This is a genomic window from Flavobacterium sp. (assembly GCF_031422135.1).
In the GTDB taxonomy this organism is placed as follows: Bacteria; Bacteroidota; Bacteroidia; order Flavobacteriales; family Flavobacteriaceae; genus Flavobacterium.
This window is the reverse complement of sequence record NZ_JANOQD010000086.1, coordinates 35,791-54,264: the sequence shown is the minus strand read 5'-3', so window position 1 is coordinate 54,264 and position 18,474 is coordinate 35,791. Positions and strand designations below refer to the sequence as shown.

Below are 18,474 nucleotides of genomic sequence, written 5' to 3'. Positions count from 1 at the left end.
TTTAAAAATCCTTCGTTGCAAAACGAAGGATTTTTTTGTATTTTTAATTTTAGATATTTTATATTTGACTAAAATTTTTAGTATGGAAACAATAAATTGGAATGACTTCGAAAAAGTAGAAATGCGAGTGGGTACAATTATTGAAGTCAATGATTTTCCTGAAGCGAATAAACCAGCATATAAACTAGTTATCGATTTTGGAAATGCTAATGGGATTAAAAAATCATCGGCACAAATTACGAAACGATATGCTAAATTGGATTTGTTAGGAAAACAAATTGTGGCAGTAGTTAATTTTCCAGACAAACAAATAGGCAAGTTCAGAAGTGAATGTTTAGTGCTTGGTTCTGTAGGAAATGATAATGATATTGTTTTGCTTTCTTCGGATTTGAAAGTAGAAAATGGTTTAAGAATTGGATAAAAAAAGGGCTAAAACAGATAATTTTAGCCCTTTTTGTATTAAAAATGATTAAATATCATCAAAATCAATGTCTGTATAACTTTTTTCAGTTGAAGTTTCTTCAGTATTATTTTTATCAGAATTGTATTCTTTTTTAAAATCACTTTGATGGCGTTCAGAAATTACTTCCTCTCCTTTATGATTCAAAACATAAGAAGTCATTTCTTCCAGAATTTCACTAAAAGCCGTAAAATCTTCTTTGTACAGATATATTTTGTGCTTCTTGAAATGGAATGAACCATCTTCTTCAGTAAACTTTTTACTTTCGGTAATCGTTATATAATAATCATCTGCTTTTGTGGATCGCACATCAAAAAAATAAGTTCTTCTTCCCGCACGTAATACTTTAGAGAATATTTCTTCCTTTTCTAGCATATCATTTTCATTCCTGTTCATTGTAATGTTTTTTTAATTTTTAATTACATCAAAAATGAAAAAAAAAATAGAACTAAACAACAATTATAACATTTCTTTTTCAGCAATTTGTTTCAAATACAAATCTTTGTAGTATCCTTCTTGGTTTACCAATTGATTATGAGTGCCTTCTTGTACAATTTTTCCATTATCGAGTATGATGATTTTGTCCGCATTTTTTGCTGACGAAACTCTGTGACTCACAATGATAGTGGTTTTTTCTTTGGTTATGGTTTCCAGATTGTTCAAAATGGTTTCTTCAGTTTCCGTATCAACAGCGGATAAGCAATCGTCAAGCAATAATACTTGTGGGTTTTTTATAATAGCTCTAGCAATCGAAACACGTTGTTTTTGTCCGCCTGAAAGTGTTATGCCACGTTCACCAAGAATGGTTTCGTATTGGTTTTTAAAATCAATAATATTGTCGTGAACAGCCGCATTTTTTGCTGCTACAATAACTTCGTCGTCAGTTGCATTTTCTTTCCCGAATTTGATATTATTTTTTATACTATCTGAAAATAAAAAAGCATCTTGCGGTACAGCGCCTACACTGTTTCTTAAACTTACCAAATTGGTTTTAGGAAGTGCTATTCCGTCAAGTGTTATATTTCCTGATGTAGGATCGTATAGCCTGCTTATTAATGATAAAATAGTCGATTTTCCAGAACCTGTTCGTCCAATAATGGCGAGAGTTTCTCCTTTGTTCACCTCAAAACTTATATTATCTAGCGCTTTAATGTTAGTATCTTCATAAATTAAAGATACATTGTTGAATTTGATTGTGCCTTCAAAATTCATTGGTGTGAAATTTGTATTTTTAATTTCTGGTTCGATTCTCAGAAATTCGTTGATTCTTTTTTGTGAAGCTTCTGCTTCTTGTATTAATGAGGATACCCATCCTATAGAAGCTACAGGCCAAACTAGCATATTTACATACAAAATAAATTTTGCAATAACACCAATATTTTCAATACTTCCGTTGATGTACATTGTACCACCAATAAATATTACGATTAAATTACTAGCACCAATAAGTAATAACATTAATGGGCCAAACAGTGCATTCACTTTGGCTAATTTCAAGCTTTTGGCTTTGCTTTCACCAGATAAAGTTTCAAATTCAACTTGTTTTTTATCTTCAATGCTGTAAGCTTTTATGACTCTAATTCCAGAAAAAATTTCTTGAGTAAAACTGGATAGTTCCGATAAGTTTTTTTGAAAAATGGTACTTTTTTTGTTAATTTCAGTACTTAATTTGAAAATAAAATAAGCCAAAATAGGCAAGGGCAGGAGTGTGTATAAAGTTAATTTTGGAGACACACGATACATATAGTAAATAACAATTGTAAATCTAATAATGGTGTTTATAGTATACATTACGGCTGGACCAACATACATTCTGACACGACCCACATCTTCTGAGATTCGATTCATCAAATCACCAGTTCGATTCATTTTATAAAAATTCTGAGTTAGATTTTCATATTGTTTAAAAACTACATTTTTAAGATCAAATTCTACGTGACGCGACATCACAATTAATGTTTGACGCATTAAAAAAGTTAAAATTCCTGCAATTAAAGTCGTTACAATAACCCAAATAATGTTTTCAAGTAATAATGACTTGATTTCTTCAGGGCTTTTTGTTTCAGATTTCACAAATTTTTCGATGGATGCAATCGAATCTCCAATTAATTCGGGGGTGTATAATGAAAATATTTGTGCTATAATTGTTATAAAAATTCCACCTAGAAAATGTAATTTGTATTTAGCGAAATAGGTGTTTAAATAACTTAATTCTTTCATTTTGTGTAGCGTAATGTAAAAAACAATATATATTTAGTAAATAAATCTACTAAATCATTAATTTTTTTATGATTTATTTAATTATCAAATTCTTAAAATTTAATTAATTATTTGAAATAGTATTGCAAATTCTTGAATTAAAACGTAAATTCGCACCGACTTTTTAAAAGTTACAAACCTAAAATTCTTCTATATGATTATTGAATCTTTAAAAGCAAGCGAACTTCATAAAATAGATCCAGTCTTTGGACAATTATCATTTGATAATCACGAACAAATCGTTTTTTGCAACGACAAAGATACAGGATTAAAAGCAATAATTGGTATTCACAATACAGTTTTAGGACCAGCACTTGGAGGAACTAGAATGTGGAAATATGAAAACGAATGGGAAGCGCTAAACGATGTTTTGCGTTTATCAAGAGGAATGACATTCAAATCTGCTATTACAGGGTTGAATTTAGGTGGAGGAAAAGCTGTAATTATTGGCGATTCTAAAATTGACAAAACACCAGAGATGATTGCTAAATTTGGTCAGTATGTAGGTTCATTGTCAGGAAAATATATCACCGCTGAAGATGTTGGAACTACAACTGGCGATATGGATTTAATACGCTTGCAAACGAAACACGTAACGGGTGTGTCTATCGAAAAAGGTGGTTCAGGTAATCCTTCTCCAGTTACCGCTTATGGGGTTTATATGGGAATGAAGGCTGCTGCGAAATATAAATTTGGTTCAGATGTTCTTGAGGGCAAAAAAGTATTGGTTCAAGGTATTGGTCACGTTGGTGAAACTTTAGTCGATTACTTAACTGGGGAAGGTGCAAAAGTGATTATTTCTGATATTAACGAAGCGCGTTTACAAGAAATAGGCAATAAATACGGAGCTAAAATCTATCAAGGAGATGATTTGTATGCTGCTGATGTCGATATTTATGCACCTTGCGCACTTGGAGCCACAATAAATGACAATACAATTCATAGAATAAAAGCTAAAGTAATTGCTGGAGCAGCTAACAATCAGTTGGCTAACGAAAAGATCCATGGAGCAATCCTGCAAGACAAAGGAATAGCGTATGCACCAGATTTCCTGATTAATGCTGGTGGAATCATTAATGTATACTCAGAAATTGTCGGTTATGACAAAGCAGAATCCATGCGTAAAACCGAAAATATCTACAATACAACCTTGGAGATTTTTGATTATGCTGATGCAAATAAAATTACAACACACGAAGCTGCGTTGTTAATTGCTCAAAATCGTATTGATTTAAGAAAAAAAGAAAACGCAAAATAGCAGTATAACAAATATAAATGTACTTTTGCAATCTTATTTTTAATTAAAAGTTCTTACCTAAGTGTTAAACAGACGACATATTCGAGTTAAAGTAATGCAAACGCTATATGCGATGCATCAAACCAAATCTGATAATTTAGAAAAAGAAGAAAAATTCTTATTTCAAAGTATCGAAAATGTGCAAGATTTATATTTGATTATGATTTCGACCCTAGTTGAAATTCAAAGCAAAGAAGAAGAATATATCGAAATTTCTCGCAAGAAACATTTAGCCACTAAAGAAGAAAAGAATCCAAATTTAAAACTAGTTAATAACTCAGTTCTAAATTTACTTTCAAATAATACTTCTTTATTAAATGCGCTTGAGACAAGAAAAATTGACAATTGGAAGCTGAATGATGATTATATTATAATCTTGTTAAACGAAATTAAATCCAGTTCGTTTTATAAAGATTATATGGAAAATTCCAAATCTGATTTTGAAACTGATAAGGAATTTGTTGCAACTATTTTTACTGAAATAATAGCTCCAAATATAAAACTTTACGAATACCTTGAAGACCATAAATTAACTTGGATTGATGATATTCCTTTAGTAAATACGCTTATAGTAAAGCAATTAAAAGCTATTAAAAATACTGAGAACGGTAATTTTTCGGTGCCAAAATTATTTAATGATACAGAAGATAAAGAGTTCGTATCCAACCTGTTTCGCAAAGTGCTTTTGAACAATGAATCCTTAGCTAAAGAGTTTGCTGATAAAACTCCAAACTGGGAATCCGATCGTATTGCCGAAATTGATACTATAATTTTGAAAATGGCAATATGTGAATTTTTAAAATTCCCTTCTATTCCAGTAAAAGTTACAATTAATGAATATTTAGAACTTGCAAAAGAATATTCGACTCCTAAAAGCAGTATTTTTATAAATGGTATTCTAGATAATTTAGTCAAAGAATTTGAAATCAATAATAAACTTAAAAAAGTAGGCCGAGGTCTAATGTAAAATAGAGATTTATGTTTAATAAAGCAATGACATTACTTGCAGTTGTATCGGTATTAACAACTGTTTCTTGCAAAAAACAAGAAGAAAACGCAACGTTTAAATTGGATAAAAATAATAATATTATTGCCCAAGACCAACAGGTAAATGAGGTAATAAGTACCCCAAAAACAGCTAAAAAGAAAAGTGAAGACTATTCTTTTTTAAAATTGGAAGAAACAACTTTTGATTTCGGAGACATAAAACAAGGAAATAAAGTAGAACATATTTTTAAGTTTACCAATACTGGAAACGAAAATTTACTCATTATCAAAGCACAACCAAGCTGTGGATGTACCGTTCCAGAATGGACAAAAGAGCCAATTAAAAAAGGGGATTCTGGTCAAATAAAAATTGTTTTCGATTCCTCAGGAAAATCTGGAAAACAGTCTAAATCTATCCGTTTGACTACTAATACTGAAAATGGAAAAGAAGAAATTACATTTTCAGCTAACATAACTGACGTAAAACCATTACCTCAAATTAAATAAATTATTATGGCACAATTAACTCAAATATTACCTTTCCTTTTAATGTTTGTTGTAATCTATTTTTTTATGATTAGACCACAACAAGCCAAAGCTAAAAAAGAAAAAGAATTTGAATCATCACTGAAAGTAGGCGATAAAATCGTTACTAAAAGTGGATTGCACGGAAAAATTTCAGAACTAGCAGATACAACTGTTGTTATTGAAACAATGTCTGGAAAATTAAAAATGGAACGTTCTTCTATTTCATTAGAGATGAGCGATGCATTGAACAAAAAGTAAAAGCCTTCTAGCTTTTGTCTTGTTTGTTAATTTTCTTATAATTATACAACAAACTGGAAAATATCTCATAACGAATAATTACTTTAGCAATTCAAATCGTTATATGAGATATTTTGTAGTTTTATTTTTGTTGATATCCACATTTACTGCTACTTCGCAGCAAACTATTATTTCTGGTACTATTGTAAACGATAATAATTTTCTTCCACTCGAGAATATTAATATTGTAAACATTACGTTAGTAAAAGGCTCCATATCTGACGAAAAAGGATATTTTCAAATTCCTGCTAACGTTAATGATATTTTACTTTTTTCCAGTTTAGGGTTTCAAAATATTGAGATTAAAGTTACAAACGACTGGATAAAGAATGGAACTTCAAAAATCAAACTTACCGAAAAAGCCTATGCACTCGAGGAAGTTATAATTCCACCTTATGATTTAACAGGTTATCTTGAGGTTGATTCAAAACTCATTCCAGATCGTGAAAACTACTTTTATAATATAGCTGGAATTTCAAAACGATACGAATCTGGGGAATCTCCGAGTTCTTTTTCAAGAGTAATGGGTTCTTTATTTAATCCTGCGGATATGCTCTATAATTTCTTTGGAAAAAACCCCAAAGAACTCAAGAAATTAAAAGAATTAAAAAAAGACGATAATCTTAGGAATTTATTGCAAACTAAATTTGATCGTCAAACCATATATTTACTTCTAGGAATTAATAAAAAAGAGTTAGACGAAATATTGGAACGTTGTAGTTATTCTGAAACTTTTGCTCAAACTGCAAATGATCTTCAGGTACTTGATGCTATAAATGGCTGCTATGAGGAATACAAAGTTTTGAATAAAAAATGAGTTTGAGTTAGATTATATTTTTAGATTCTCCTCAAAGTAACGTGCTTCAATTCGTTTTATATCTTTAATAGAACTTTTTGCCCATTGCAACCGTTTTTCTAGTATTTCATTTTCGGATAATTTCCATTCCAAATCTGATTTTCGTAATCTTTCGGTTAGATTTTGTAATATGATTGCCGCAGAAACCGAAATATTCAAACTTTCGGTAAAACCAACCATTGGAATTTTTAAAAAACCATCGGCTTGATCCAACACTTCTTTAGATAAACCATTTCTTTCAGTACCAAAAAATAAAGCGGAAGGTTTAGAAATATCAAAATCTTCTAGCAAACAATCATTTTCGTGTGGTGATGTCGCAATGATTTGATAGCCTTTGTCCTTTAATGTACCAATACATTCATCAATAGAAGAAAAGCGGTTCACATCGACCCATTTCTGTGCACCCATTGCAATTTCGGTATCAATTTTTTACCATATTTTTCTTCAACAACATTCAATTCTTGAATGCCAAAAACTTCACAACTTCGCATTACAGCACTTGTGTTATGCAACTGGAAAATATCTTCTACAGCTACTGTAAAATGATTGGTTCTGTTTTTTAGAACATCCGAAAAGCGTTCTTTTCTATTGTCTGTCAATATATTTTCAAGAAAATGCAAATACTCTAAATCAACCATTTTATGATTTTTTGACAAAAATAGTAAAACAATTAATTATCTTAGCTTGATTAAAATTAAAATCAATAATCCACTACATTATTCTAAAAAATGAAAAAAATAGTCCTTTCTTTCTTTCTTTTATTTCAAATACATTCCTTCGGTCAGCAAAATTTATTTTCTCAAACAAAATTTAAAAGTATAGGTCCCACAATTATGAGTGGGCGTGTGGTGGATATAGCTGTAAATGAAAGCAATACTCAAGAGTTTTATGTAGCGTATGCGTCAGGAGGACTTTGGTATACGAATAATAATGGTAATAGTTTTGAGCCCGTTATGGACGTTGCTTTAACCCAAAATTGTGGGGCCATCGCTGTGGATTGGATTTCTGGAACTATTTGGGTTGGTACAGGTGAAGTAAATTCTTCACGATCTTCCTACTCCGGTATTGGAATTTTAAAATCGATGGATAAAGGTAAATCATGGCAAAATATGGGTTTGCCAGAAAGTCATCACATTAGCAAAATTTATATAAATCCGAAAAACGCTCAAGAAATAATTGTTGGTGTTTTAGGTCATTTGTATTCAAAAAATAAAGAACGAGGCATTTACAAATCAATTGATGGTGGGAACACTTGGAAACAAACACTTTTTGTAAACGATGAAACGGGAGTGATTGATATGACAGTTTCACCTTATAATTCTAAAATACTATTTGCTTCGGCTTGGGAACGAGAAAGAAAATCTTGGAATTTTAAAGGGAATGGTATTAATTCTGGTATCTATAAAAGTATTGATGGAGGAGACAATTGGACAAAAATAGATGATACCTCTGGTTTTCCTTGCGATGATGGAATCGGAAGAATAGGTTTAGCTTCGTTCAACGATAAAATTATTTACGCTGTTGTTGACAATCAAAATAAGAGACCATCAGTTAAAAATGAAATTCCAGAAGATGCCAATGATGCTTTGTTTAAAACAGAAGTTATTGGCGCAGAGATTTATGTTACCACCGATGCTGGTACTTCTTGGAAAAAAACGCACGATAGTTATATCGATGATTGTTTTTATTCTTATGGGTACTACTTTGGAGATATTACGGTGGATACATCAAATCAAGAAAGAATTTATATTAGTGGAGTGCCACTTTTGCATTCCAATGATGGTGGAAAAACACTAGTAGCAATAAATAAAGACAATGTACATGCAGATCATCACGTGGTTTGGATAAATCCGAAAAACAAAAACCATATTATAAATGGCAACGATGGCGGTGTAAATATTTCTTACGATAACGGGAAAAATTGGTTCAAATGTAACAATCAAGCCGTTGGGCAGTTTTATGCTGTAAGTGTTGATAATGATGAAAAATATAAAGTTTATGGGGGTTTACAAGACAATGGTGTTTGGGTTGGTCCCAATTCGTATGAGCACAGTTTGGATTGGCAACAAGAAGGAAAATACCCGTATGAGTTTCTCTTAGGAGGAGATGGAATGCAAGTACAAGTGAATGCTATCGATTCTAATATTGTGTATGCAGGTTCTCAGTTTGGAAGTTATTATAGAATTGACAAAAAGAACGATAAATCTGAGTCAATAACACCAAAAATCGATAAGAAAGAAAAACCATTGCGATTCAATTGGCAAACTCCTATTTTAGTATCAAAATTCAATCAGGATATTTTGTATCTAGCCTCTAACTTTTTGCACAGATCAATGAATGAAGGTAAAAATTGGGAAATTATTTCTCCAGATTTAACCAAAGGAAAAGTGGAAGGTAATGTACCTTTTGGAACCATATCAACTATAAGCGAAAGTCCATTTCAATTCGGGTTGCTTTATGCTGGAACTGATGATGGTTTAATCCACATTAGTAAAAACAGTGGTGAGAACTGGCAAAAATTATCAGACAACTTACCTCAAAATTTATGGATTTCAAGAATAAAAGCATCCGTTCATAAAAAAGAAAGAGTTTATGCAACTCTAAATGGGTACCGAAACGATGATTTTAATAGTTATGTTTACTTATCAGAAGATTATGGAACTACTTGGAAATCAATTAATTTAAATTTGCCAAAAAGTCCTGTAAATGTTATTATTGAGGATACTGAAAACGAAAATATTCTTTTTGTAGGGACTGATAATGGATTGTATATTTCGATGGACAAAGGAGCCACTTGGCAAGATTTTTCTAATGAAATACCAAATGTAGCCGTTCACGATTTGGTAATTCAAAAAACAGCAAAAGATCTAATTGTAGGAACACACGGTCGCTCTTTGTACAAAATTAATTTGAGAAATATTCAACTTTTAACCACCGAAAATAGAAACAAGAACATCATCCTATTTGATATGGATACTATAAAACATTCCAAAAATTGGGGTTCAAAAGGTTTTGCTTGGTCAAACGCAAATGATTTCAAACAAGAAATAGCGTTTTATTCAAAAAGTACTGATGAAGTGACTTTAAAAATACACTCAGAAAATGGAATTGAAGTTTTTAATAAAAAAATCATACCTGTAATTGGGTTAAATAAATTGGATTATGATCTAATTTTAGATTCTGTTATTGCTGAAAAATGGAATAAAAAACAACCTAAAATGGAAATCAAGGAAGCACATAATAAAAAATATTATTTGCCTGTTGGAAAATACAAAGTGACTTTGAAATCCCTAACGGAAGAATTACACAAAACAATGGAAATAATACCAAACAAATAATTTTAAATGAAAAAGAAAATAGTTGTCTTAACTGGTGCAGGAGTTAGTGCAGAAAGTGGTATTCAAACTTTTCGAGATAGTGATGGATTGTGGGAAGGACATAATGTGAATGATGTGGCAACACCTGAAGGTTGGCAACGAGACCCAGAACTAGTTCTTGACTTTTACAATCAACGACGCAAACAGCTAAAAACCGTTCTACCAAATCAAGCTCACGAAATTCTAGTTGAACTAGAAAATGATTTTGAGGTTTCAATTATAACACAAAATGTGGATAATCTTCACGAAAAAGCAGGAAGTACTTCTGTTTTGCATTTACACGGGGAATTATTGAAAGTTCGAAGTACAGTACATAAAAATCATATATTGGATTGGACTGATGATCTTGTTCTTGGAGATTTTGATGATAATGGAAACCAACTTCGACCACACATTGTTTGGTTTGGTGAAGATGTTCCAGCAATCGAAAAAGCCGTTGCTATTGTAGAAAAAGCCGATTTTCTAATCATCATTGGTACATCATTACAAGTATATCCAGCGGCAAGTTTGATGAATTTTGCCAACGAAGATGTTCCAGTTTATTACATAGATCCAAAACCTGCCACAATGTATGAGGTACCTAATCCGTTAAAAATTATTGAAGCTATCGCATCTACAGGAATGAAAACCGTTCAAAAAGAGTTATTAAATAAGCGTTTTTAATTGATTTGCTAGTTTTAAAAAACCTAAATTCTAACTACCTTTGCCCATTTAAACAACAACACAACAAAATGCAACTAACAGAATTGAATGCTATTTCGCCAATTGACGGTCGTTATAGAAACAAAACTATTTCTTTATCTCCTTATTTTTCCGAAGAAGCCTTAATCAAATACCGAGTTTTGGTAGAAGTGGAATATTTTATTGCTTTATCCGAAGCTAATTTGCCTCAATTATCAGGAATAGATTCAAAAATTTATGTTGATTTAAGAAAAATATATGAAAATTTTTCTACTGATGATGCTTTAACAATCAAGGAAACGGAGAAAACAACGAATCACGATGTAAAAGCAGTCGAATATTTTATTAAAAATAAGTTTGATGATTTGGGATTGCAACAATATAAAGAGTTTATACATTTTGGACTGACTTCCCAAGACATTAACAATACGGCAATTCCACTTTCAACAAAAGAGGCTTTTGAGAATGTTTACCTACCTTCATTAATAGCTCTTGTGGCTAAACTAAAAGAATTAAGTGTGGAATGGCGTGATATTCCAATGCTTGCAAGAACACACGGTCAACCCGCATCGCCAACCCGTTTGGGAAAAGAAATAGGTGTTTTTGTGGAACGTCTTGAAGAACAATTGCGATTGTTGTTTAATATTCCTTTTGCTGCAAAATTTGGTGGAGCAACTGGCAATTACAATGCACATCACGTGGCATATCCAACCATTGATTGGAGAAAATTTGGAGAAAATTTTGTGGAAACAACCCTTGGTTTACAACATTCATTTCCTACAACACAAATTGAACATTACGATCATTTTGCAGCTTTTTTCGACGCTTTAAAACGCATAAATACGATAATAATAGATTTAGATAGAGATATTTGGACTTATGTCTCAATGGAATATTTCAAACAAAAAATAAAAGCAGGAGAAATAGGATCTTCAGCAATGCCACACAAAGTAAATCCTATTGATTTTGAAAATTCGGAAGGAAATTTAGGTATTGCAAATGCTATTTTTGAACATTTATCGGCAAAATTACCTTTGTCAAGATTGCAACGAGATTTGACTGATAGTACGGTTTTAAGAAATATAGGAGTGCCTATTGGTCATACTTTAATCGCTTTTGAGGCAACACTAAAAGGGTTAAACAAATTACTTTTGAATGAAGATAAATTTGCCGAAGACTTAGAAAAAAATTGGGTAGTAGTTGCCGAGGCTATTCAAACCATCTTAAGACGGGAAGGTTATCCAAATCCTTACGAGGCTCTGAAGGATTTAACAAGAACCAATACTGTAATTAACAAAAAAGCCATTCACGATTTTATTGGAAATTTGAGTATTTCCGATACCATCAAAACAGAATTAAAACAAATAACACCTAGTAATTATTTGGGAATTTAGCTTTAATCAAGAGGATTACAATTGAAAATAGAGCCATTCGTTGCTAGAAATATTTTTCAGCAACGAATGGTTAAATTAAGATTCTAATTTTTATAAACTTTTAATGCTTCTCCTAGTATTTGTACTGATTTTATTAAGTCGTCTTTTTTAAGAACATACGCAATACGAACTTCATTTTTACCAACACCAGGTGTCGAATAAAAACCAGCAGCAGGAGCAACCATAACAGTTTCACCATTAAAATCATAGGATTCCAGTAACCATTGTGCAAAATGATCCGCATCTTGAACAGGAAGTTGGGCAATACAGTAAAAAGCTCCTTTTGGAGTAGCTACTTTTACTCCGTTTATTTTATGAAGTTCTGAAATTAAGGTATCTCGACGTTCTTTGTATTCAGTAATAACTTCGTCAAAATAACTTTGAGGTGTGTCAAGTGCAGCTTCGCTTGCAATTTGTGCAAAAGTTGGCGGACTCAAACGCGCTTGTGCAAACTTCATTGCAGTAGCCATTAACTCCTTGTTTTTTGAAACAATACAACCTATTCTTGCACCACACATACTATAACGCTTGGAAACGGAATCAATCATTATAGCATTTTCGGCAATACTAGGAATATTCATAATAGAATAATGTTTGAAACCGTCATAAGTGAATTCACGATATACTTCATCAGCAATTAAAAATAAATCGTGTTTTTTAACTAATTCAGCTAGTTGATTGATTTCTGCTTCAGAATATAAATAACCCGTTGGGTTGCCAGGATTACATATAAGGATAGCCTTTGTTTTGGGTGTAATTAACTTTTCAAATTCTGAAATAGGAGGTAAGGCAAAACCTTCGTCCAATGTTGATATTACAGGAACAACAGTTACTCCAGAAGCTGTAGAAAAACCATTGTAGTTAGCATAAAATGGTTCAGGAATAATAATTTCGTCTCCAGCATCCATAGTACTTCCCATAGCAAATAGTAACGCCTCAGATCCACCAGTTGTGATAATAATGTCTTCTTTATCAATAGGCAATCCTATTTTTTGATAACTTAATGCTAATTTGGTTCTGTAACTATCAAATCCCGCCGAATGACTGTATTCTAAAACTTTAATATCTGCATTTTTGACAGCATTCAAAGCTATTTCTGGTGTTTTAATATCAGGTTGACCAATATTTAAATGATATACTTTGTGACCTTTCTTTTTTGCAATTTCTGAATAGGGAACCAGTTTTCTAATTGGTGATTCTGGCATTTGATGTCCTTTGTTCGATATTTTTGGCATAATGATAATTTTGAAATGCAAATTTGCGATTTTTTATTCTAAAAAATAGTATATTTATGAAAACAAATTAATCAATGCATAAACTTTACTTCCTTATTTTTTTCATACTTAATCCAATAATTCTATTCTCTCAAGAAGGATTTCAATTCAATTCTAATAAAAAGAAGATCACTGTTCCATTCCAATTAATCAATAATTTAATTGTGATGCCTATTGAAATTAATGGTGTCAAACTAAATTTTTTGTTGGATACAGGTGTCGAAAAAACAGTATTATTTAGTCTGGAAGAATCAGATTCGGTTCAGTTTAAAAATGTTGAAAAAATAAAAATAAGAGGTTTAGGTGAAGGCAAATCCATTGATGCATTTCACTCAAAACAAAATACGGTTACAATTTTGGATTTAATTGATACCAACCATGGAGTTTATATAATTTTGGATCAAGAGGTAAATTTTTCCTCCCAACTTGGTATTCCTGTGCACGGAATAATTGGTCATAATTTTCTAAAAAACTATTTTATAGAAGTTAATTATCAAAAAAAGAAGCTTAGTATTTATAAAAGAAGCATTGATTTTTGTTTAAAAAAATTAAAAAGATACGATGAGATACCCATTAGTTTAGAATTAGAAAAACCATATATTTTATCGTATTCGACAATCAATAAAAAAAAAATAAAAACCAAAATCCTCATAGATACCGGTGGAAGCGATGCCTTATGGTTGTTTGAAAATGAAGAAAATATAAAATCTCCAGCCGTCTTTTTTAAAGATTTTTTAGGAAGAGGTTTAAGTGGTGATATTTTTGGAAAGCGTTCCAGAATTGATAAATTTGAAATGGGGAATCAAGAAATTAACTTCCCTACAGTCTCTTTTCCAGATACCATTTCATTGAAAAACATTAATATGGTTGAAAGTCGTAATGGCTCCGTAGGTTCTGCAATATTAAAACGATTTACAATACTATTTGATTATCCGAATAGCAAAATGTATGTTAAAAAGAATGGTTATTTTGAGGATCCTTTCAATTACAATATGTCTGGACTAGAAATACAACATAATGGTTTGAAGTGGATACAGGAAGTACAGGAATTAAAAACTAAATTTGTAAAAGAAGAAACTTCTATTTTTGAGAATCCTGAAAAAACAATAAAATATAATTTTGAACTCAAACCTATTTATGAAATTACCAATGTCAGACCTGAATCACCTGCCGAAAAAGTGGGGATTATAAAAGGAGATAAAATCATAAAAATTAACAATAAACAGTCATTCAAATATACACTACAAGAAATAAATCAAATTATGCAATCGGATGATGGTCGAACAATCACTTTAGAAGTAGAGCGAAACAAAAAAACCTTAACGTTTAAATTTCAGCTTCAAAAAATACTATAAAAAAAAAAGCCCCATTTCTGAGACTTTAAATATTAGTTGTTCATCATTGATTTTTTCTTTTCCAAGACATTAAATTCTTCAGGTACAACAACAGTTCCTTTTATTTTTATAGGAACTTTGCCGCCTTCATAGTTCACAGCGTTAGATTCTACTGTAATTGTTTTTCGAATAGGACCAGGTGACATATTATATTTCACATCAATTTTACCTGTTTTGCCAGGCATAATTGGTTCAGTAGGTTTTGTAGGAACAGTACAACCACAAGTAGATTGAACATTGGTAATAATCAAAGGTGCATCTCCAGTATTGGTAAATACAAATGTTCTCACACCACTATCACTCTTAGTTACAGTACCATAATCAATAGTATTATCTTTGTCTTTAAACTCAATTTTAGCACCACTTTGTGCTTGAGCCGAAACACCAAAAACAACAATTGCTAATAAATTTAAAAAGTTTTTCATTTCAATTAATTTTATGTAAAAATAGATTAGTTTTTTTAAAGTACAAATATTTTAACTCTCTTTTTATATTAAAACACTTTACTTACTTTTGCATACAATTACAAAAAGCATACCAAACAATTTTTACACTGAACTTGTCCAAATTTGGAGCACAATGTTCCATAGTTTTTTAGTAACATTGTTCCTGCTTTTCGCAGTATCTTTTTTGCGAGTTCTCGATACTCGCTTTTCAAGCGAACTCGAACTGACGCAAAAAAGGATACTTGCTGCAATCAGGGCTAAAGATTAAATGAGTCGTTTTTAAACGATTAAACAAATAAACGAATCAACAAATATGACAATCCCAGCACAATTCAACGCCAAAGAAACCGAGCAAAAATGGTATGACTATTGGATGAAAAACAAGTATTTCCATTCTACACCAGATCATCGTACACCATATACCATAGTCATTCCACCACCAAACGTAACTGGCGTTTTGCATATGGGACACATGTTGAATAATACATTGCAAGATGTACTTATTCGTCGCGCACGACTCAAAGGGTTCAATGCTTGTTGGGTTCCAGGAACCGATCATGCATCGATTGCCACCGAAGCTAAAGTAGTTGCCAAACTAAAATCAGAAGGCATCAACAAAAACGATTTAACTCGCGAAGAATTCTTAAAACACGCTTGGGATTGGACTCATAAATATGGTGGAACGATACTAGAACAACTCAAACAATTGGGTTGCTCCTGCGATTGGGACAGAACCAAGTTTACTATGGATCCAGATATGTCAGCTTCAGTAATCAAATCATTTGTTGATTTATACAACAAAGGTCAAATATATCGTGGTTACCGAATGGTCAATTGGGATCCAGAAGCAAAAACAACGCTTTCTGACGAAGAAGTAATTTTTGAAGAACGCCAAGGAAAACTCTATTATATCAAATATCAAATTGAGGGTACTCAAGACTTTTTGACAGTTGCCACAACACGTCCAGAAACCATTTTTGGCGATACTGCCATTTGTATCAATCCAAACGATGAACGACACACACATCTGAAAGGCAAAAGTGCCATTATTCCAATATCAGGAAGAATTATACCTATTATTGAAGATGAATATGTTGATTTAGAATTCGGAACAGGTTGCTTAAAAGTGACACCAGCTCACGATATGAATGACAAAACGCTAGGAGAGAATCACCACTTGGAAATAATTGATATTTTCAATGACGATGCGACTCTGAATAGTTTTGGATTGCATTATCAAGGAAAAGATCGTTTTGTTGTTCGGGAAGAAATTTCTACAGAACTCGAAACTTTAGGTGCAATTTCTAAAACAGAAAATCATATTAATAATGTAGGAACCTCCGAAAGAACCAAGGCTGTAATCGAACCACGATTATCAGATCAATGGTTTTTGAGAATGGAAGATTTAGTAAAACCAGCCATCAAAGCCGTTTTAGAAACTGAGGAAGTAAAACTATACCCATCTCGTTTTAATAATACCTATCGCCATTGGTTAGAAAACATTCGCGATTGGAATATTTCTCGTCAATTGTGGTGGGGACAACAAATTCCTGCCTATTTCTATGGAGACGGAAAAGAAGATTTTGTAGTAGCTGAATCTATCGAAGAAGCTTTGGAATTAGCCAAAATAAAAACTTCTAACTCCCAACTTCAAACTTCAGACTTAAAACAAGATGCCGATGCATTAGACACTTGGTTCTCCTCTTGGTTGTGGCCAATGTCGGTTTTTGGAGGAATAATGGATCCAGAAAACGAAGATTTCAAATATTATTATCCAACTAACGATTTGGTTACGGCTCCAGAAATTTTGTTTTTCTGGGTAGCCAGAATGATTATCGCAGGATATGAATTTTCAGATAAGAAACCATTCAATAATGTTTATTTAACTGGAATTGTTCGTGATAAACTGGGCAGAAAAATGAGTAAATCTCTTGGAAATTCTCCAGAGCCGTTAGAATTAATTGAAAAATTTGGTGCTGATGGTGTTCGAGTTGGAATGCTTTTAAGTTCTTCAGCTGGAAATGATATTATTTTTGATGAAGAATTATGCAATCAAGGAAAAGGATTTATCAACAAAATTTGGAATGCATTTAAATTGATTAAAGGTTGGGAAGTTTCAGAAACTATTCCACAACCAGAATCAAGTAAAGTAGCTATCGAATGGTATGAAGCCAAATTGCAACAAACATTGGCAGCTATTGAAGACGATTTCGAAAAATATCGTATTTCCGATGCATTGATGGCCATTTACAAATTGGTTTGGGACGATTTCTGTTCGTGGTTTCTCGAAATGATAAAACCAGCGTACCAGCAACCTATTGACAGCGTAACATTTGCAAAAGCGATTGAAATGTTAGAAAATAATTTGAAGTTACTGCATCCGTTTATGCCATTCTTAACAGAAGAAATTTGGCAAACTATTCACGAAAGAAAAGTTGATGAAGCATTAATTGTTTCCACTTGGCCAGAAATAAAATCCTTTAACGAAAGTTTAATTTCTGACTTTGACTACGCAACTGAAGTGATTTCAGGAATAAGAACCATCAGAAAAGACAAGAATATTCCGTTTAAAGATTCTATCGAATTAAAAATTGTAAATAACGATAAAGCTTCAACCTATTTTGATTCGGTGGTAACTAAATTAGGGAACCTATCTTCATTAGACTATGTTTCAGAGAAAGTAGACGGTGCATTATCGTACAGAGTAAAATCGAACGAATATTTTATTCCAATAACTGGAAATATTGACGTTGAAGCCGAAATTAAAAAACTAACTGAAGAGTTAAATTACAACCAAGGTTTTTTAAAATCTGTTCAGGTAAAATTGTCCAACGAAAAATTTGTAGCAAACGCTAAACCAGAAATTATAGAAAACGAACGCAAAAAAGAAGCCGATGCTTTGGCAAAAATTGCCACCATTGAGCAAAGTTTAGCGAGTTTGTGATAATTAATTCAAGTTGCTAGTGATTTTTTTTATAGAAATCATAATCAACAACTTGATGATAGTAGTGCAAGTTAGATTTATAATATCCATTTTATGGAACACAGATTTTAGAAATTTCTAAAATCTGTGTCAAAAAGATTCTACTTCTATAATTGATTTAAATTTATTTTAACTTAATTAACTATCAACTTGAATTAATTATATCCAGTAACTAAAAATTCCAAGTTCTCTCTCGTTTGGA

Annotated in this window: 15 protein-coding genes and 1 pseudogene; 11 read left to right on the top strand and 5 right to left on the bottom strand. The window is 31.8% G+C overall.

Features of this window, described 5'->3' with window-relative positions:
• Positions 1–82 precede the first annotated feature (82 nt).
• Positions 83–421: a tRNA-binding protein gene (locus RMO70_RS11190; RefSeq protein ID WP_310556516.1), complete on the top strand. Its 339-nt coding sequence runs from the start codon at positions 83–85 to the stop codon at positions 419–421.
• Positions 422–469: 48 nt separating this feature from the next.
• Here the strand turns inward: RMO70_RS11190 and RMO70_RS11185 are convergent, their stop codons facing one another.
• Positions 470–856, bottom strand: coding sequence for a PUR family DNA/RNA-binding protein (locus RMO70_RS11185; protein WP_310556515.1), 387 nt, complete (start codon positions 854–856; stop codon positions 470–472).
• A gap of 63 nt (positions 857–919) precedes the next feature.
• Positions 920–2,680, bottom strand: coding sequence for an ABC transporter ATP-binding protein (locus RMO70_RS11180; RefSeq protein ID WP_310556514.1), 1,761 nt, complete (start codon positions 2,678–2,680; stop codon positions 920–922).
• 193 nt (positions 2,681–2,873) lie between these two features.
• Between RMO70_RS11180 and RMO70_RS11175 the strand changes: the two genes are divergently transcribed.
• The 5 genes from RMO70_RS11175 to RMO70_RS11155 all read left to right on the top strand — a co-directional run bounded on the left by RMO70_RS11175 (position 2,874) and on the right by RMO70_RS11155 (position 6,645).
• Entirely contained in the window at positions 2,874–3,977 is a 1,104-nt protein-coding gene (locus tag RMO70_RS11175; protein WP_310556513.1) for a Glu/Leu/Phe/Val dehydrogenase, read from the top strand.
• Positions 3,978–4,071: 94 nt separating this feature from the next.
• On the top strand, positions 4,072–4,983 hold the full coding sequence (gene nusB, locus RMO70_RS11170; protein ID WP_310556512.1) for a transcription antitermination factor NusB: 912 nt from the start codon (positions 4,072–4,074) through the stop codon (positions 4,981–4,983).
• Between the two features lie 11 nt (positions 4,984–4,994).
• Positions 4,995–5,510, top strand: a complete 516-nt coding sequence (locus tag RMO70_RS11165; protein ID WP_310556511.1) for a DUF1573 domain-containing protein — start codon at positions 4,995–4,997, stop codon at positions 5,508–5,510.
• Between the two features lie 6 nt (positions 5,511–5,516).
• Positions 5,517–5,789 (top strand): preprotein translocase subunit YajC, encoded by a 273-nt coding sequence (gene yajC / locus RMO70_RS11160; protein WP_310556510.1) that lies wholly within the window; start codon positions 5,517–5,519, stop codon positions 5,787–5,789.
• 103 nt (positions 5,790–5,892) lie between these two features.
• The gene (locus RMO70_RS11155; protein WP_310556509.1) at positions 5,893–6,645 is read left to right on the top strand and encodes a carboxypeptidase-like regulatory domain-containing protein; all 753 of its coding nucleotides are present in this window, start codon (positions 5,893–5,895) and stop codon (positions 6,643–6,645) included.
• A gap of 12 nt (positions 6,646–6,657) precedes the next feature.
• Here RMO70_RS11155 and RMO70_RS11150 read toward each other — a convergent pair.
• Positions 6,658–7,322, bottom strand: a pseudogene (locus RMO70_RS11150) (TrmH family RNA methyltransferase).
• A gap of 90 nt (positions 7,323–7,412) precedes the next feature.
• On the opposite strand from RMO70_RS11150, the gene RMO70_RS11145 reads away from it, so the two are divergent.
• The 3 genes from RMO70_RS11145 to purB all read left to right on the top strand — a co-directional run bounded on the left by RMO70_RS11145 (position 7,413) and on the right by purB (position 12,136).
• The gene (locus RMO70_RS11145) at positions 7,413–10,022 is read left to right on the top strand and encodes a VPS10 domain-containing protein (protein WP_310556508.1); all 2,610 of its coding nucleotides are present in this window, start codon (positions 7,413–7,415) and stop codon (positions 10,020–10,022) included.
• A gap of 6 nt (positions 10,023–10,028) precedes the next feature.
• Complete coding sequence (locus RMO70_RS11140; RefSeq protein ID WP_310556507.1) at positions 10,029–10,724, top strand: NAD-dependent deacylase; 696 nt, start codon at positions 10,029–10,031, stop codon at positions 10,722–10,724.
• Positions 10,725–10,792: 68 nt separating this feature from the next.
• Positions 10,793–12,136, top strand: a complete 1,344-nt coding sequence (gene purB, locus RMO70_RS11135; RefSeq protein WP_310556506.1) for an adenylosuccinate lyase — start codon at positions 10,793–10,795, stop codon at positions 12,134–12,136.
• An 83-nt stretch (positions 12,137–12,219) separates the two neighbouring features.
• Here the strand turns inward: purB and RMO70_RS11130 are convergent, their stop codons facing one another.
• Positions 12,220–13,410: a pyridoxal phosphate-dependent aminotransferase gene (locus tag RMO70_RS11130; RefSeq protein WP_310556505.1), complete on the bottom strand. Its 1,191-nt coding sequence runs from the start codon at positions 13,408–13,410 to the stop codon at positions 12,220–12,222.
• Between the two features lie 74 nt (positions 13,411–13,484).
• Between RMO70_RS11130 and RMO70_RS11125 the strand changes: the two genes are divergently transcribed.
• On the top strand, positions 13,485–14,804 hold the full coding sequence (locus RMO70_RS11125; protein WP_310556504.1) for a PDZ domain-containing protein: 1,320 nt from the start codon (positions 13,485–13,487) through the stop codon (positions 14,802–14,804).
• A gap of 32 nt (positions 14,805–14,836) precedes the next feature.
• Here RMO70_RS11125 and RMO70_RS11120 read toward each other — a convergent pair whose 3' ends face one another.
• Positions 14,837–15,268, bottom strand: coding sequence for a DUF1573 domain-containing protein (locus RMO70_RS11120; RefSeq protein ID WP_310556503.1), 432 nt, complete (start codon positions 15,266–15,268; stop codon positions 14,837–14,839).
• A gap of 334 nt (positions 15,269–15,602) precedes the next feature.
• On the opposite strand from RMO70_RS11120, the gene RMO70_RS11115 reads away from it, so the two are divergent.
• Positions 15,603–18,233 (top strand): valine--tRNA ligase, encoded by a 2,631-nt coding sequence (locus tag RMO70_RS11115; RefSeq protein ID WP_310556502.1) that lies wholly within the window; start codon positions 15,603–15,605, stop codon positions 18,231–18,233.
• Positions 18,234–18,474: the final 241 nt, after the last annotated feature.

Excerpts from the sequence above, each read along its gene's own strand:
- RMO70_RS11125 (WP_310556504.1), top strand. The coding sequence starts at position 13,485 with ATGCATAAACTTTACTTCCTTATTTTTTTCATACTTAATCCAATAATT.
- RMO70_RS11115 (WP_310556502.1), top strand. The coding sequence starts at position 15,603 with ATGACAATCCCAGCACAATTCAACGCCAAAGAAACCGAGCAAAAATGG.
- RMO70_RS11140 (WP_310556507.1), top strand. The coding sequence starts at position 10,029 with ATGAAAAAGAAAATAGTTGTCTTAACTGGTGCAGGAGTTAGTGCAGAA.
- RMO70_RS11185 (WP_310556515.1), bottom strand. The coding sequence starts at position 856 with ATGAACAGGAATGAAAATGATATGCTAGAAAAGGAAGAAATATTCTCT.
- purB (WP_310556506.1), top strand. The coding sequence starts at position 10,793 with ATGCAACTAACAGAATTGAATGCTATTTCGCCAATTGACGGTCGTTAT.
- RMO70_RS11130 (WP_310556505.1), bottom strand. The coding sequence starts at position 13,410 with ATGCCAAAAATATCGAACAAAGGACATCAAATGCCAGAATCACCAATT.
- RMO70_RS11145 (WP_310556508.1), top strand. The coding sequence starts at position 7,413 with ATGAAAAAAATAGTCCTTTCTTTCTTTCTTTTATTTCAAATACATTCC.
- RMO70_RS11165 (WP_310556511.1), top strand. The coding sequence starts at position 4,995 with ATGTTTAATAAAGCAATGACATTACTTGCAGTTGTATCGGTATTAACA.
- RMO70_RS11190 (WP_310556516.1), top strand. The coding sequence starts at position 83 with ATGGAAACAATAAATTGGAATGACTTCGAAAAAGTAGAAATGCGAGTG.
- nusB (WP_310556512.1), top strand. The coding sequence starts at position 4,072 with ATGCAAACGCTATATGCGATGCATCAAACCAAATCTGATAATTTAGAA.
- yajC (WP_310556510.1), top strand. The coding sequence starts at position 5,517 with ATGGCACAATTAACTCAAATATTACCTTTCCTTTTAATGTTTGTTGTA.
- RMO70_RS11180 (WP_310556514.1), bottom strand. The coding sequence starts at position 2,680 with ATGAAAGAATTAAGTTATTTAAACACCTATTTCGCTAAATACAAATTA.
- RMO70_RS11155 (WP_310556509.1), top strand. The coding sequence starts at position 5,893 with ATGAGATATTTTGTAGTTTTATTTTTGTTGATATCCACATTTACTGCT.
- RMO70_RS11175 (WP_310556513.1), top strand. The coding sequence starts at position 2,874 with ATGATTATTGAATCTTTAAAAGCAAGCGAACTTCATAAAATAGATCCA.
- RMO70_RS11120 (WP_310556503.1), bottom strand. The coding sequence starts at position 15,268 with ATGAAAAACTTTTTAAATTTATTAGCAATTGTTGTTTTTGGTGTTTCG.